This window comes from Paraburkholderia acidipaludis NBRC 101816, from assembly GCF_000684975.1.
GTDB classification, from domain to species: Bacteria; Pseudomonadota; Gammaproteobacteria; order Burkholderiales; family Burkholderiaceae; genus Paraburkholderia; species Paraburkholderia acidipaludis.
Genome location: NZ_BAXZ01000002.1, coordinates 323,096 through 336,983, shown reverse-complemented (window position 1 = coordinate 336,983; position 13,888 = coordinate 323,096). Strand labels below are relative to the sequence as shown.

10 protein-coding genes and 1 pseudogene are annotated in these 13,888 nt (G+C 58.2%); 3 read left to right on the top strand and 8 right to left on the bottom strand.

The genetic code is table 11. From position 1 onward, the window contains the following. Window positions 1-220: 220 nt before the first annotated feature. Together BAC01S_RS02630 and BAC01S_RS33595 are read right to left on the bottom strand one after the other, a co-directional pair. Window positions 221-628: an MbcA/ParS/Xre antitoxin family protein gene (locus BAC01S_RS02630; protein ID WP_218001607.1), complete on the bottom strand. Its 408-nt coding sequence runs from the start codon at window positions 626-628 to the stop codon at window positions 221-223. Between the two features lie 33 nt (window positions 629-661). After that, a complete protein-coding gene (locus tag BAC01S_RS33595) occupies window positions 662-1,726 on the bottom strand; it encodes a Fic family protein (protein ID WP_084168151.1) in 1,065 nt (354 codons plus the stop codon). A gap of 937 nt (window positions 1,727-2,663) precedes the next feature. On the opposite strand from BAC01S_RS33595, the gene BAC01S_RS34340 reads away from it, so the two are divergent. Next, the gene (locus tag BAC01S_RS34340; protein WP_156954279.1) at window positions 2,664-2,834 is read left to right on the top strand and encodes a hypothetical protein; all 171 of its coding nucleotides are present in this window, start codon (window positions 2,664-2,666) and stop codon (window positions 2,832-2,834) included. A 636-nt stretch (window positions 2,835-3,470) separates the two neighbouring features. Here BAC01S_RS34340 and BAC01S_RS33590 read toward each other — a convergent pair. Genes BAC01S_RS33590 through BAC01S_RS34980 form a run of 3 tightly spaced genes read right to left on the bottom strand, consistent with a single transcriptional unit; the run spans window position 3,471 to window position 7,564 of the window. Then, window positions 3,471-5,306: a site-specific integrase gene (locus BAC01S_RS33590; RefSeq protein WP_084168149.1), complete on the bottom strand. Its 1,836-nt coding sequence runs from the start codon at window positions 5,304-5,306 to the stop codon at window positions 3,471-3,473. Further along, on the bottom strand, window positions 5,278-6,960 hold the full coding sequence (locus BAC01S_RS34335; protein ID WP_156954278.1) for a site-specific integrase: 1,683 nt from the start codon (window positions 6,958-6,960) through the stop codon (window positions 5,278-5,280). The genes BAC01S_RS33590 and BAC01S_RS34335 overlap by 29 nt, the downstream gene beginning before the upstream one ends. Then, window positions 6,944-7,564: a tyrosine-type recombinase/integrase gene (locus BAC01S_RS34980; protein WP_169740088.1), complete on the bottom strand. Its 621-nt coding sequence runs from the start codon at window positions 7,562-7,564 to the stop codon at window positions 6,944-6,946. Before BAC01S_RS34980 ends, BAC01S_RS34335 begins: the two co-directional genes overlap by 17 nt. Window positions 7,565-8,187: 623 nt before the next feature. Between BAC01S_RS34980 and BAC01S_RS30120 the strand changes: the two are divergent. Further along, window positions 8,188-8,787: pseudogene (locus BAC01S_RS30120) on the top strand (ATP-binding protein); the annotation flags it as partial. 341 nt (window positions 8,788-9,128) lie between these two features. Here BAC01S_RS30120 and BAC01S_RS02605 read toward each other — a convergent pair. Further along, on the bottom strand, window positions 9,129-9,677 hold the full coding sequence (locus tag BAC01S_RS02605) for a hypothetical protein (protein WP_245616485.1): 549 nt from the start codon (window positions 9,675-9,677) through the stop codon (window positions 9,129-9,131). 197 nt (window positions 9,678-9,874) lie between these two features. On the opposite strand from BAC01S_RS02605, the gene BAC01S_RS02600 reads away from it, so the two are divergent. After that, window positions 9,875-10,411 (top strand): TlpA disulfide reductase family protein, encoded by a 537-nt coding sequence (locus BAC01S_RS02600; protein WP_027793359.1) that lies wholly within the window; start codon window positions 9,875-9,877, stop codon window positions 10,409-10,411. A 97-nt stretch (window positions 10,412-10,508) separates the two neighbouring features. Here BAC01S_RS02600 and BAC01S_RS02595 read toward each other — a convergent pair whose 3' ends face one another. Both BAC01S_RS02595 and BAC01S_RS30115 read right to left on the bottom strand, forming a co-directional pair. Then, window positions 10,509-11,879: a sigma-54-dependent transcriptional regulator gene (locus tag BAC01S_RS02595; RefSeq protein WP_027793358.1), complete on the bottom strand. Its 1,371-nt coding sequence runs from the start codon at window positions 11,877-11,879 to the stop codon at window positions 10,509-10,511. 28 nt (window positions 11,880-11,907) lie between these two features. Next, complete coding sequence (locus tag BAC01S_RS30115; protein ID WP_043200982.1) at window positions 11,908-13,851, bottom strand: sensor histidine kinase; 1,944 nt, start codon at window positions 13,849-13,851, stop codon at window positions 11,908-11,910. Window positions 13,852-13,888 lie beyond the last annotated feature (37 nt).

Genomic DNA, 13,888 nt, shown 5'->3' with positions numbered 1-13,888 from the left:
AGTCACCAAGGTGGCCTTTGCCGTGCGCCGTCGCGCTGGTGGCAGTGACAGATTTATTGCGGTCTACGTCTCTGACTCTCGTCTGTGTGTATGCGCGCTCTCTCCACATCGCTACGTACTGGGCAAGCAGAGCCCGTGAGCGGCATTCATTGCCGGCAACTCGCTGGCTCCTGAGGTCCACGGGGATCACCGGGACTTCGGTGGACTGAATTGTATCAATTCACTGCCGCAGAGCGTGATCGAGATAGGCTCGAACCATTAAAAGGCCAGCGAACCCGTATTCTTTGATTATGTCGACAGGCGTCATGCCGCCGAAGGCACCGTTGCGCATTTTCATCCAGCCATACACTGCGTCGCGGTTGTGCGGAAACAGCAGGCGGAGGCTTTTGTGGATGCCGAGAAAATGCCCAACACGCTCGTACTGCTCTCGTGTGGTCCAGTGGACCAAGGCCACCTGATTTCCAACTGCCAGGCCAAGCAGGAGCGCTTTATCTTCGCTGGACAAATCCCAGCGATCGAACAGAGTCATGACCAACTTGGCCAGACTGCTCAGGTCAGCCCCCGATGTATGCTTGGGAATGTTGACGGCGTCGATCTCTATCCTCCCATCAAGCGGTACGTGCATCATAGCCATTGGCCGAGTTAGGTCGCAAGTACAGGATCAGAGTGTGCCCAAGAGGCCTCCCTCATTCACGTGCGTCACGAGTTCGGCGTACCGCGCGGCCGACTTCACGTATGCCGCAGTGAACGCTTCCGCGAGAAACGTGTGCCGGCCGCGCTCGTAGAACGCCAGCAGGCCGAACGTGTAATCGTGGCGGCATACGTCAGCGAAGGAGAACGGCGCCAGCGCATGTCGGAACAGCGGCATGTTCATCGCGATACGCGACATACGCTTGTTGCCATCCTGAAACGGCTGGATGTACGACAAGAACACCATCGCGAAAAACGCCTGTTCGAAGGGATTTTCGATCGCCGACACCTTTTCGCAGAACAACTCCAACGCCTCACGGAGCACATGCGGATTGTCCGGCGGCAGATACCGGCTGTCGTCGAATTTCACGATGGTCGTGCGCATTGCGCCCGCCGCAATCCCGTGCACTCCCTGCATCAGCAACGTATGGAGATCGAAGAGGTCACGCTGGGTGAACGAGAGCTGGGCGGCATGCTCCTTCAGGAACGAGATAGCTTCCTTGTGATTCATCACGAGCCGGAGCTGCTGCTGCGTGAGTCCCTCTGGCCGCTCACCGAATTCGATCAGTGTCTTCGTGTCGAGCCACGAAATGTCGACGTTTTCGAGATTCGACGACGCGTGCGTCAGGTCGATCATCAGCGACTGAAGCACGCGGTCGTATGATTTTCCTTTGTCGCGCGCCTGCTCAACCCGCTCGACGTGTCCGGCCCGCTCAAGCACCGACCGTTGCTCATCCGAGAGGAGGAAGGTCGTGCCAGGCTGGTATTGCCTGAGCAGATACGGATCATAGCGGACAGCCGGTCGATGGTGCGGCGCGCGTGAGAGATCCCATTGCAGGAACGCGTCCGATGTCTGGTTCAGCCGGTAAGCCTTCCCCGTCGCTTCTAGCAGGCCAGCGTCGACGAGCTTGCGTAGTTCCCGGGACACTGTGGTCCGGCCGACGCCGAGATCGGCGAAGCCGCCCGCAGAACGCTCAAGTCGCGGGTCTTCAACAAAACGCGTGAAAATTTCCTGCTGGCGTAGCGTCAATGGCATGGTGGCCGCTAATGTTGCACAAGATGTTGCAGACCTGCAACCGAAAATGCAACATCCCTTGCGAGGTCAAGGCCGAACTGCTTCCATAGTTCGAACTGGATTTGATTTCTCTGACAATGTCGCCGCCGAGGCGGGGGCGCCGTGAAACTGCGACGCGCTGGGTGATTGCTCCACCAGTGTTAGACAGTGCGCCGCTAATGAAGGTCAAGACGCCCGGGAGCTCCGGGCGTTGTTATTGGCGGTTAATCGGAGCCTTCGATGGCTCATCGGCCAAAGTCGGCCCTCAGAAGATGGTCTGCATGACAGGCCATAAATGGCTCTTCTCTAGGTGAAACCAGTCGTTCCGGTGAAGGCTGCCAGACAGTTCCGGCTCAATAGGCCGCACAATTTGTCTGCCGCAACTGCGGAAGTCCTTGGCGGCCCGAATATTGATGCAACGCTACATGGACTAGATCAATCGTTTATTTTCATCGAAAATGTTCGGCTATTAGCAATCACCTTGGCATAGCATTTAATCTTCCCTAGCCCCGTCCGCAAGGAAAAATAAACTGATTGCAGCGATAATATCAAATCAAAATATACACATCAATGCCAAAAACCATTAATAGCGAAAATCGAAAGGCCGTTATGAGTCTAGTCGAATCCGTGTTGGACGAATACGACGGAAATAATAAAATAATATTTATAAATGAGTCGGAAAAAGCGAAAGTTCGATTTGGAAATATAAACCGCCGGCTGCAAAAATGGAGGAAATCGAAACGTTGCGTGGTACCTGAATGCCAGAATCGTAGTATCGCGCACTCGCACACCGTCCCAAAAGGCATGTCGTTGTCGGTTATAAGCGAGGACGGTCACGCCCGAATTCCGGTTGATGTAGTATGACTTCGGCGCCCTAGATGGGATCATTTTTGGTGTCCGCACGCCCGCAAGAGAAAAGATGACGATCATCAAAATGATCGAGGAGAAATGTAAGGCTACTCGCCGGAAGGATTTCAACTTCTACCAAGCAGTGCTGGCGCATGAATCGGGTAAGGTCGAGTACGTCAAGTTGATTCAAGTCAACAGCGTGATCGCAGAAGCCGTCGAATCAATGCGATCAACAGCATAAGAACGCATGAATATCACTTCACGTAAGGCTCAGAGCGTTCGCAGAATAGCTGTTAAACCACGTATTTCAACAATGTATGCGCGACTTGTTACTCGTACATCGACAGTGCTGTGTTCATGCCCGCCGCGGGGCGGCATGCAAACCCGTTCGTCTGCGTGCCCCGAAAACGAACTGATGCCCTTACGCGCCTTTTTTACTACCGCTTCATTGTCCGGGCGCGGGCTCTCGGCATTGGAGACGCAAGTTGACCCTCCAGTTCGCGTCGTAGGGCGACGAGTTCTGCCTGCTGCTCAAGACAGATGTATAGCACCGCATGGTATTTTGCTTCCGACTCACGCAGGCTATGCTCAAGCTCGCTCACCCGCTGATCTGTGCCTTTAACGCGTCGAGAGCTTCCTGTCTTCGATGCACTTGCCGCCAGGGCAGGCCTTGTGGACTGCGAAATCTCGTCGACAATGTCGCGATGGTGTTGATATAGACTGGCTCGACTCACATTCGCAGCACGGCAAACCGCTGAGACCGTTATGGCTTTGGGCCCATTGTTCTCACGCAGAAACAAAATAGCCGCCTGCACTCGCTCACGTACGTTAAGGGTATCACTTGAGTTTTGAGAGCGCCGCGTATTCATGACGTTATCTAAATCTTCTCGGTACTGGCAGATGCAACGCCCGCACTTGCCTTAACCAAACCAGCAAGCACAGAAACAGATTTTTTCAATTTCTCCTCAACAACTAAACGTGTCTGCGTAGGAAGACGAGGGCGCGCCAAGAACAGCTCCTGATCACGAGCGCGATCGTTCCACCACGAAATATGTTTCTCGGTCACAGCCAAGTTGACGCATCCGGCACAGATATCTGGTGCCCGGTTTACTAGATTCGGGCCGGTGTCACTTCCATCACACGCGGAGTGACTACGCGAGTAAACGCAAAAACCCCAATGACAAGGACCCAGTAAAACGCCTTCGTCAATCAGCTTTTCGATAAATGCACGGAGCGTCTTTTTACCGCGAAATTTCGCAGCCTGCCCTCGAACCGCGCTCAAAGCCGCAGCTCCTTTTCCCCCAACCGCCGTAGACGTCAGTAATACTTCTAGTCCGCTAGCTAATTCTTTTCTATCCTCTTCTGCAAGAAGGGTCGCCAAATCATGATTTATTCCGATGTATCTATTATCGGTAAACGATTGGTAGACGTGTCCCAACTGTGCAGCAACAGGTTCCAGTCTACTTTTGTCTCGTAAAACGGCGAGCTGCGCAAACGTCTTTCGCAACATATGTGGGTGCAAATGACTAACCTTTGCACCTCCCTTTCTCATACCACTACATGCGAATAATTTCACTCGATTGCTCAATGTCAGGGAACCCCACCGAGCAGGCGCTGATCCGATCCAGAATAGCGGTGAGCCTTTCGATCGACTCAGCAACAGCGCTTGACTTTTAATGTGTGGCGACCGGGTATGTTTCGTAAGACGTAGCAGAAAATTAATTACTTCCTGAACTGGCACCCCGGCTACCCAGCGCCTCGCGCGCCCCTGCTTCTTGGCTGCGATCCCTTTGATATATCCAAGGCCTGATTTACCTTCCACCTCTTCGACTATCAAACAATCCTTATTCAAGGATAGCAACTCACTCACTCGAAAACCGACAAGCACCAGCAATAAAAAAGCACAGGCACCCTCCGTGACCGATAGTCCTACGGAGATTGTTTTATAAATAGGTCCAGAAAAATTGAGCGACTCTGCCAATTTTTTATACTCTGGCTTTTCGGATATTTCCTTATAGAATTTATTTGACACAACACTGCGCTTAGTTTTACTGAGACCAATCGTGCGCCTGCTACGGAGCCATGACTCCTCTGCGACGCTCTCAAAAAACGGCGCGAAGTCTTGAATCCACTGAAGCGCATCCCTGATAAGTGCAATCGTTATATTGGCGTCAAGAGATTTCCATGGCCGAGCGGGGCGCCCCCGAACCTTTTCGTATATTTGATCATCTATCGTCCGAATATCCACCGTGAGCGAAAAATCGTACTTCCCTGCCAAATCAAACATTAGCTGAAGTTTCGATATCCAGCTTGCAACTGTGTGCTCTGACAATGCGTCCTTTCTCGGACGGCGACTCGCAATAAACTTAACAATATCCTTCTGAGAGATATCGGAGAAGCGCCATATCGAGTTTCTCACCATCCATCTCACCAGCGCGCGCAACTTACCGAACTTCTGCAGCTTCGTTGTTTCGCCGTAGTTCTTCCCTCTAATGTTTGACGCCCCATACATTAGTTCGAATAGCTGCTTGGTTGATTTCACCAGGACATGTCGCTGATGTCGTGTGCCCTTTCCAGATGGGATCAAGGCATCCCACCGAATAGCAAGGTCCTTGTCTTCCAGTAACGGAACACGTTCGAGGTGCGTTACATTTCGTCCACTTGATCCCATATATCCCTCCAATCTATTCGAGGACAGGGATACTGCTGACATTCATAAGTTTCCTTGCCTTTTCCATGACCGTGGGAGACACGGAAGGCAAGATGGTTGTATTGATAATTGAAAGTGTATCACCATAGACGGCCTCAAATCGACTTGACCATCCATGTACAAGCGCATCTTGCTGTGCCGCTTCCAATGCTACCTTTGCAGCAAGGATTCTCGATATAACACGCGGATCATCAAGAGGAATTACGCTCCCAATACACGTGCTGCACCCGGTAAAATTAATGCAACGCGTTCCTTTTGGTGTAACACCATCAGCTCCAGCAAAGGGATCACGGCAACCGAAACCGAATACAGTTTCAGTAGGCTTTTTGGCAATCCCTTCATAACCATCATTCCGCTTGGACGCGCCTTCAACGCGCCCCTGACTTACCAAAATCCCCTGAAACTCAGTAATTTTTTCATGCCATTGCAACGGAAACTCTTCAATTGACGTATACCTGGACGTCGTTTTCACATTTTTGTGATTTAAACGTTTTTTAGCGATCTCGATGTCATGAGAATTCTTATGAAGAACCCTGGCCACAGTAGTTCTCATGTCTTCAAAATCGAACTCCTGAATCTTATATCTATCAATGAAGACTGCCAGATAGTTATGAAATGATTGCACAGAGGGTACCTCCGGCTCATCCCGCCTTAAACCCCGAGCCAAAAATACCTTGTTTTTCATGCTCGATCGCGCGTCCAGTCGAACGCTTTCATTTAACTTCAGCAGCCGGCGAACAATATTTGGGGCCGACCATTTCTTACCGACCGGATAGTCTTGACGTTGCTCAGATTTCGCGCGCTCTTTATCCCAGCATAAAAATTCGAGATCACTTCTTAGCGGATGCGGCTTTATACAGTTCAACTCTAACAATCGAATTGCCATAGGATTGCCACCCGTTTGCGTAACGACCGCCATATAGAACGGAAAAACATCTCCGGTCGTCAAATACACCAGAGACCGAACATATTGCAATCCTCCGCACGCAGCCACTCTTCGGGAAAGAGAAAGCTTTGAGTTCACAATAATATGCTGATTTGGAATCCGCCCCTTACCAATTCTGAGCAAATCGATCAATGTGCGACACAGCAAATTGTTTTCCTCGCTCTCCGCATAACTCCCCTCAACTAAGCGCCTACCAAACTCGAACCTCGCCTCTATTTTTTCAATCTCGTCGTAGCAGCGAGCAAGTATAAGCTTGACCGTATCTTCATCAACACCATTCCTTTTTTCCGGATCATTCCTCGCAAATCCATGCCCTCCGATATGCGAATGTTCTGAGATAATTTCAGGGGTATTGCGCCGGCACCAGCGTAGAATCGTGAAGATAATATTCTGATGACTCTGAGCGGTGCTACTGACTAAATGAGACGCTTCGAGCCAATCGTGAAACATACTGGCGATCGATGAAGGAAGAGGTAACTGAAAAGCAATTTTTGATTGCTGCAAGCATAGAATAAACTTTCGAATGCAGCGAAATACCTGCTTCTGAGTTTCGATTGCCGTGTGTCCGTATTCTGCGTCGTGGGCTCGCAACAACGCTGCGGCGATCACGGGCGAAACTTCGAGCTTAGATAAATCCAATGTTGCGACGAGATGACCACTTTCATCCACCAGTCGATGGACTAAAGCCGATCGTTCACGCGTCAGTTTCATGGGAAGTCCTGTAAAGGCTCTCTAATGCGGCCATTGCATCGCGCCCTGTGACTTCCGCCGCGCGTAGGTAGATCTCGGTCGTTTCGACGTGTGCGTGCCCGAGAAGGACCTGAAGTACCTTCAGCGAATTCTTTGCAACTCCGATTTCCCCTTTTCTTGCACTATCGAGGTACCTCAATACGTGCACCGCGAACGTATGACGCAGATGATGCAGTGTCGCGGTACTTCCTATCAAATCAGCGCAACGACGGAATTCCTTCGTCAGTGCCTGGCGTGACACAGGAAATCGAAATTGATTTATAAAGACGTAATCGTCGAACTCTTCGAAAGGCGAAATCCGATCAGTCATGATGTACCAATTGGTCTCTTCGACCAAGGATTTTGGCGGATAGATCGCGAGTTCTCTGCCGCCTTTTCGCCTAATTACGACCGACGCGAACTCACCGTCCAACTGCTCCAATTGTTCTGGTGTGGGAAGCAGCGAGCGCGGCAGCATAGCTACCTCAAACCGGCGCATCCCCGTCGTCAGGCCCCACCGAAAGGCCAGCTTATAGGGCATCCGCGCGAACTGAAATAACCCCTTGATTTCATCCGTGTTGAGCAAACGCGGATGTCGGTGAAGGACGCGAGGCATAAGTGGTCTTTGACGCTCATCCTTCTCTCGCTCCAAAAGAAATGCACCCAATGGAGACGGGAAGCCGTGGCTTTGGCACCATAGGTGGAATTTGGAGGCCACAGTAACGCGGAGGTTTGCGGTGGCCGACGACGTCTTATATCGGGGACCAACACGCTCATGGCGAAGCTCTGTGCGGTATCGCTGAAGGAGTTCCTCATTGACGCGCTCCAGCGTACTTCCGGCTGTGGTGATGAACCGAATCCAGTCGATCAGACATTCGGCATAGGTCCGGCAAGTGTCGCCGGTGACTCCACGGCTTCGTGTCGCACTTCGGGCCAGAAACAAGGTTGGAGCCCACAGAGGTAAGCCATCGTCTGAGTTCACAATGACGGCCACCCTGGGTAGCGTTTGATAACGAGGACCCATACCCGCAGCAGGAGTCAGCCCAACGAACTGCGAAATGGAGTCCCATGTCCCGAGTGCTGATGGACTTATGTGTATCGCACGCACATTGTTTGTTTTCATTTAGATACCTTGCGTTGGTAACGAATAAAAGCAAACTTGCCAGAGCCTTCCACACATTAAAACATACAGACAGAAATGGGAACCTAATGCCCGAATTCGACCGTCACGTGCTGGAAACCCTGCGCGAACCGCTCGAAGCCGGCGCCATCACGATCTCGCGCGCCGCGTGGCAAACCGACTTTCCCGCCGCCTGCCAGCTCGTTGCGGCCATGAACCCCTGCCCGTGCGGCTGGCGCGGGGACCCGTCGGGCCGCTGCCGCTGCACGCCCGAGGGCGCCGCGCGTTATTTGCGCAAACTTTCCGGTCCGCTCCTCGATCGCATCGATATCCAGATCGAGATTCCCGCGCTGCCGCCCGCCGAGCTCGCGGCGCGCGCGCACTCGCCCGCCGAGCCCAGCGCCGCCATCGCCGCGCGCGTGCATGCCGCACGCGAGCGCCAGCTGTCACGTCAAGGCAAAACGAACCGGGAATTGAGCGGCCGCGACACCGACGAGGTGTGCCGCCCGGACGCGGCGGGCGAAACGCTGCTGCGCGAAGCCGGCGAGCGCTTCGGCTGGTCGGCGCGCGCGTATTACCGCGTGCTCAAGGTCGCCCGCACCATCGCCGACCTTGCCGACGCCGACATGCCCGCCGCCGCTCATGTCGCGGAAGCCATCCAGTACCGGCGGGTTTTCACTGATCATTAGGCGGGCCCGGAGTCATCACCGCGTCAAAAACAAGTCGTCAAGACTTGACTTATGCACACTGCCTCGGGTTATCCCCAAAATTGTGGACAACACACCCACACCCCCACACATCCTCACAAGCCATTGATTCAATTGAGTTAATGAGATTGCAAGGAAGTCGGGCAAACTAACAAAAAGCCCACAGGGCGGCGCTTTGCGGGCGCTCCTCCCGCTTTTTCCACAAAGTTATCCACAGCATCTGTGGGTAACCCGTAAACCCCTAATCAAATCCGGGTCTTAGCGCGAAAACCTGCAGCGGAACCTTCAGTCCTGCATGCGGTCACGCGCATGCTCAATGGATTTCAGTAGAGCTGGAACGACTGAAAGAACTGGTCGACCTGCTCGACGGGCGGCTCGGCGCGCCCCACGATCGCCACCTGGTAAGCGCGCGCGCCCTTCGCAACGAGGCGCGCGTGGATCGTGCGCGGCTCGGCCTTCTCGCCGGCATGCCCGGAGAGCCGCAGTTCGATGCCGTCGATCGCGCCGCCGCCGGCCACGGGCACCGCCACATCGTGCGCGTCGGGCGTGGCGCTCACGTTGCGGGCGAGGCCGTCGCGCAGGAAGGCAATCGCCGCCTGCTGGGTCGTCGGCTTCGCGTCGGGCAGATCGAGCGTGCCGACGACGAACAACTCGCCGTCCACTTCGGCGGTCTGCATGCGCATGCGCATCGGCGTGCCGTCCACCTCGATTTCGCGCTGGTCGGCCCCCGGCTTCGCGGGCAGATCGACGCTGTAGCCGCTCGTGTTGTTCGCGACGGTGCGCCAGTCGTACTGCGGCGAGCAGCCCGTCAGCACGACTATCCCTACCCCCATCAGTCCGGCCGCGGCGCGCAAGCCTCGAAAACGAGCCACGCGGGCTAACCGGGGGAAAATCTGGCGAAGAGTCGTCGAGGGCATGTGGCGCGAGGCAAACCGGAGAGAGTAACGAGATTGAAAGGAACGCGACATTATCCGTTGCCGGTCCCGGGCATAGCGAACAGCAAACGCTATACCGGCAAATTCGGCGCTAGAATACCTCGACCAGTTTCCTGGTGTCCGAGGTTCCGCCCATGACTACTGCATCCCCCACTCCCCCGAAAGCGTCCGGCATGCGCGCGATTCATCGCGTCGCGGCGGCGCTGATCGTCGCCGCGCTCGCCGTGGCCGGCTACTTCGCGTTCTTCGGCAGCCAGCAGCGCGTGCCCGACGCCACCTTCACGCTGCTCTCCGGCCAGAAAGTGTCGACCGCCGACCTCAAGGGCAAGGTCTACCTGATCAATTTCTGGGCGACGAGCTGCTCCACCTGCATGCAGGAAATGCCGCAGATGGTTCAGACCTATAACCGCTTCAAGGGCGAAGGGCTCGAGTTCGTGGCCGTCGCCATGAACTACGACGCGCCCATGTACGTTGCGAACTACGCGCAAACGCGCAAGCTGCCGTTCAAGGTCGCGATGGACGACGGTTCGGCGGCAAAGCAGTTCGGCAACGTCCAGCTCACGCCGACCACCTTCGTCGTCGACCGCAACGGCAAGATCCTCAAGCGCTATGTTGGCGAGCCGCAGTTCGGCGAGCTCGACCAGTTGCTGCAGAAAGCGCTTTCGACCTGAGCGCGAGGCGCCGGCGCCTCGTCTCCCGCAAACGGCAACGGCCCGCCCGTTGCCGTTTGCGTTTTCAGCCCCGCTTTCAGCCCCGCTTCAGCGCCCTTCAGCGCGTCTCCTGGTCGCCGCGCACCACGAGCCCATAGCGGCGAATCTTCTCGTAGAGCGTCGCCTTCGCCATCTGCAACTGCTCGGCGGCCTGCGCGACCGCGCCGCCCGCCTGGGCCAGCGCATCGGCGATCAGCGCCCGCTCGTACTGCTCCACGCGCTCCTTCAGCGGCTGCGGCGGCGCTGCGCCGCTGTCCGCCGGCGCGGCGGCATCGTCGGGAATCCCCAGCACGTAGCGATCGGCGGCATTGCGCAGCTCGCGCACGTTGCCCGGCCAGTCGCGCTGCGTGAGACGCATGCGGTCGCGTTCGGTGAGAAGCGGCGCGGGACGCTGGTAGCGCACGGCCGCGTCGAGCAGGAAATGCTCGAACAGCGGCACGATGTCCTCGCGGCGCTCGGCAAGCGGCGGCAGCGCGATGGTCACGACGTTCAGGCGGTACAGCAGGTCACGCCGGAAGGTGCCCGCCGCCACGTGCTCGCTCATGTCGCCCTTGGCCGCCGCCACCACGCGCAGATCGACGCGCACCGGCTGGTTCGAGCCCAACCGCTCGAGCACGCCGTCCTGCAGCACGCGCAGGAGCTTCACCTGCAGCGAAAGCGGCATGCTCTCGATCTCGTCGAGAAAGAGCGTGCCGCCCGAGGCGTGCTCGAGCCGGCCGATCCTGCGTTTCGTCGCGCCCGTGAAGGCGCCGGGCTCGAAGCCGAACATCTCCGATTCGAACATCGGCTCCGGCAGCGCCCCGCAGTTCACGGCGACGAACGGTTTGCCGTGGCGCGGCGAGAGCTCGTGCAGGCTGCGCGCGATCAGCTCCTTGCCCGCGCCCGTGTCGCCGTTGATGAGCACGGCGGCGTCCGTGGGCGCGATGTTCGCGATCAGCCGGCGCACCTGCTCGATCACCGGGCTCCTGCCGATGATGCGCGGCGCGAGCGGGTTCTGGCCCGCCAGCTCGCGGCGCAGCGCGAGATTCTCCAGCACCAGCGTGCGGCGCTCCAGAGCGCGGCGCACGGTTTCGGTCAGGCGCTCGGCGGCGAAGGGCTTTTCGATGAAGTCGTAAGCGCCGTCGCGCATCGCCTGCACGGCCATCGAAATATCGCCGTGGCCCGTGACAAGAATCACCGGCACGTCCGGCGCGCGCTCGTGGCACTGTGCGAGCAGGTCGAGGCCACTCGCGCCCGGCAGGCGGATGTCACTCACCACGACGCCCGCGAAGTCGGCGTCGATGATCGGCAGCGCGGCTTCGGCCGAAGCGAAACCGGTGGTGTCGAAGCCGGCCAGCTGCAGGCTCTGCACGCCCGCGCGCCGCACCAGTTCGTCGTCCTCGATATAGAGCACCCGGCCGGCGTGCCGGGTCACGTGCTGCGTCACCATATTCGTTCGCTATCCTGATTCAACGGAGTCAGACATCGGCGGCCGGCACACGTGCCGCGCTCACCTGCGCGCGGCGCAGCGTGAGCACGAAGCATGCGCCGCCGCCCGGTTCGTTTCGCGCGGCAAGCGAGCCGCCGCAGTCGCGCGCGATCGACGAAGAGATCGCGAGGCCCAGCCCCAAGCCCTGCCCCATCTCCTTCGTCGTGAAGAACGGCTCGAAAAGGCGCGGCATCACGTCCTCGGGAATACCGGGGCCGTTGTCGCACACGTCGATCGCAAGCGTCGCGGCATCGGCCTCGATCCCGATCGCAATGCGTGGCGCCGCCATGCCGGCCACCGCGTCGAGCGCGTTGCCGATCAGGTTGATCAGCACCTGCTCGAGCCGCAGGTCGTCGCACTGCGCGACCAGTTCGGGGTAGTCGCCATGCGGATCGAAGATCACCTCGGCCGCATCGGCGCGCTCCGTGCGGTCGGTCAGCGTAAGCGCGACGCTCACGCCGGCGAGGCGCTTGGCCAGCAGCGCCAGCGCATTGCGCAGCGCGGGCGCCACCGGCGAGCGCAGGCTGCGCGGCCGCGCGCGCCCCACGAAGAGCTTCAGCTGGTTGACGATCTTGCCCATGCGCTCGGTCAGCGCTCCGATCGACTCCAGGTTTTCGTGCGCCGCCGCGTACTGGCCGCGCTCCAGAAACACGCGCGTGTTGTCCGAGAAGCTGCGCAGCGCCGCCAGCGGCTGGTTCAGCTCGTGCGTGATGCCGGCCGCCATCTGGCCGAGCGCCGCGAGCTTGCTCGCCTGGATCAGCTCGTCCTGCGCAGCGCGCAACTCGGCTTCGGCGCGCGCGCGCTCGTGCACCTCGCGCTGCAACTGCTCGTTGGCCTGCGAGAGATCGGCGGTACGCTCGGCCACGCGTTCGTTGAGCATCGCGTACGCCTTCTGCAGCATCGCGCGGCTCTTGATCATCTCCTTCACGCGCGCGCGGCGCTGGCGCCAGTAGAAGCCGAGCAGGCACAGCGAGACGTAGCCGAACCCCGTCATCACCGTCACGCTGCGCACGGCGCCGATCACCGGGCTCACCGGCGACATGGTCACGAGGTGCCAGTCCGGCGCGCCCAGCGCGCGGCGCGTCTCCAGATAGCGGGGCGCCCGGAGGCCGCGGCCGATGCGCACGATGTCGGCATCGTCTTCCAGTACGCGTTCGACGTGAGTGGGCAGCGGCGTGAGGGGCTGGCGCGCGTACTGCTGCGTTTCGTCGATCGAAGCCACCACATCGGCCGGCAGCGGACGCACCGTGCGGTACTTCCAGGCCGGCACCGACGAAAGAAAGATTACCCCGTGATCGTCGGTGACGAGGAGCGGTTCGGTCGCGTCGGTGCCCGGAAACCATTCGAGGTTCAGCTTGACCACCACCACGCCGACGATCCTGCCGTCGCGGCGCACGGGCTGCGAGAGGTAATAGCCCGGGTCGTGCGAGATCGTGCCGATGGCGAAAAAGCGGCCCACGCCGCCCTTCGCCGCATCGATGAAATACGGCCGGAAGCGGTACTGCACGCCGACGAAGCTGTCCGCGTCGCGCCAGTTGCTGGCCGCGATGCAGTAGCCGTCGGCACGGATGATATAGGTCGTGGTCGCGCGCGCGTGGCGGTTGACGTCTTCGAGGTAGCGGTTGGCCGCGTCCACCCACTCGGGCCTCGGATCAACAAGCACGTCCTGCACGAGCGGATGCTCGCCGACGATATAGGGCAGCGATTCGTAGCGCTCCAGCGTGCTCTTGAGCGCGGCTGTCGTGCGATCGCCGCGCACCGCGGCGTCGCGGCGCAGCGAGTCGATACCGCTCTTCCAGGCGAGCGTCCACGTGAGCGCGCAGACCGCGACGAGCCCGGCGGCGAGCACGAGGAGGATGAGCAGGCGGCGCGTCACGGCAGCGGCTTCCAATGGATCGAAGGGGATGGGGGGATTGTGGCACACGGCCGGCATCGAGCGGTCGGCGCGGCTGGCCGATGCGGCGCGGCTT

What these genes read in the sequence shown, in the direction of transcription:
- BAC01S_RS02630 (WP_218001607.1), bottom strand. Translation starts at nt 628, where the DNA reads ATGATGCACGTACCGCTTGATGGGAGGATAGAGATCGACGCCGTCAAC.
- BAC01S_RS33595 (WP_084168151.1), bottom strand. Translation starts at nt 1,726, where the DNA reads ATGCCATTGACGCTACGCCAGCAGGAAATTTTCACGCGTTTTGTTGAA.
- BAC01S_RS34340 (WP_156954279.1), top strand. Translation starts at nt 2,664, where the DNA reads ATGACGATCATCAAAATGATCGAGGAGAAATGTAAGGCTACTCGCCGG.
- BAC01S_RS33590 (WP_084168149.1), bottom strand. Translation starts at nt 5,306, where the DNA reads ATGTCAGCAGTATCCCTGTCCTCGAATAGATTGGAGGGATATATGGGA.
- BAC01S_RS34335 (WP_156954278.1), bottom strand. Translation starts at nt 6,960, where the DNA reads ATGAAACTGACGCGTGAACGATCGGCTTTAGTCCATCGACTGGTGGAT.
- BAC01S_RS02600 (WP_027793359.1), top strand. Translation starts at nt 9,875, where the DNA reads ATGACTACTGCATCCCCCACTCCCCCGAAAGCGTCCGGCATGCGCGCG.
- BAC01S_RS02595 (WP_027793358.1), bottom strand. Translation starts at nt 11,879, where the DNA reads ATGGTGACGCAGCACGTGACCCGGCACGCCGGCCGGGTGCTCTATATC.
- BAC01S_RS30115 (WP_043200982.1), bottom strand. Translation starts at nt 13,851, where the DNA reads ATGCCGGCCGTGTGCCACAATCCCCCCATCCCCTTCGATCCATTGGAA.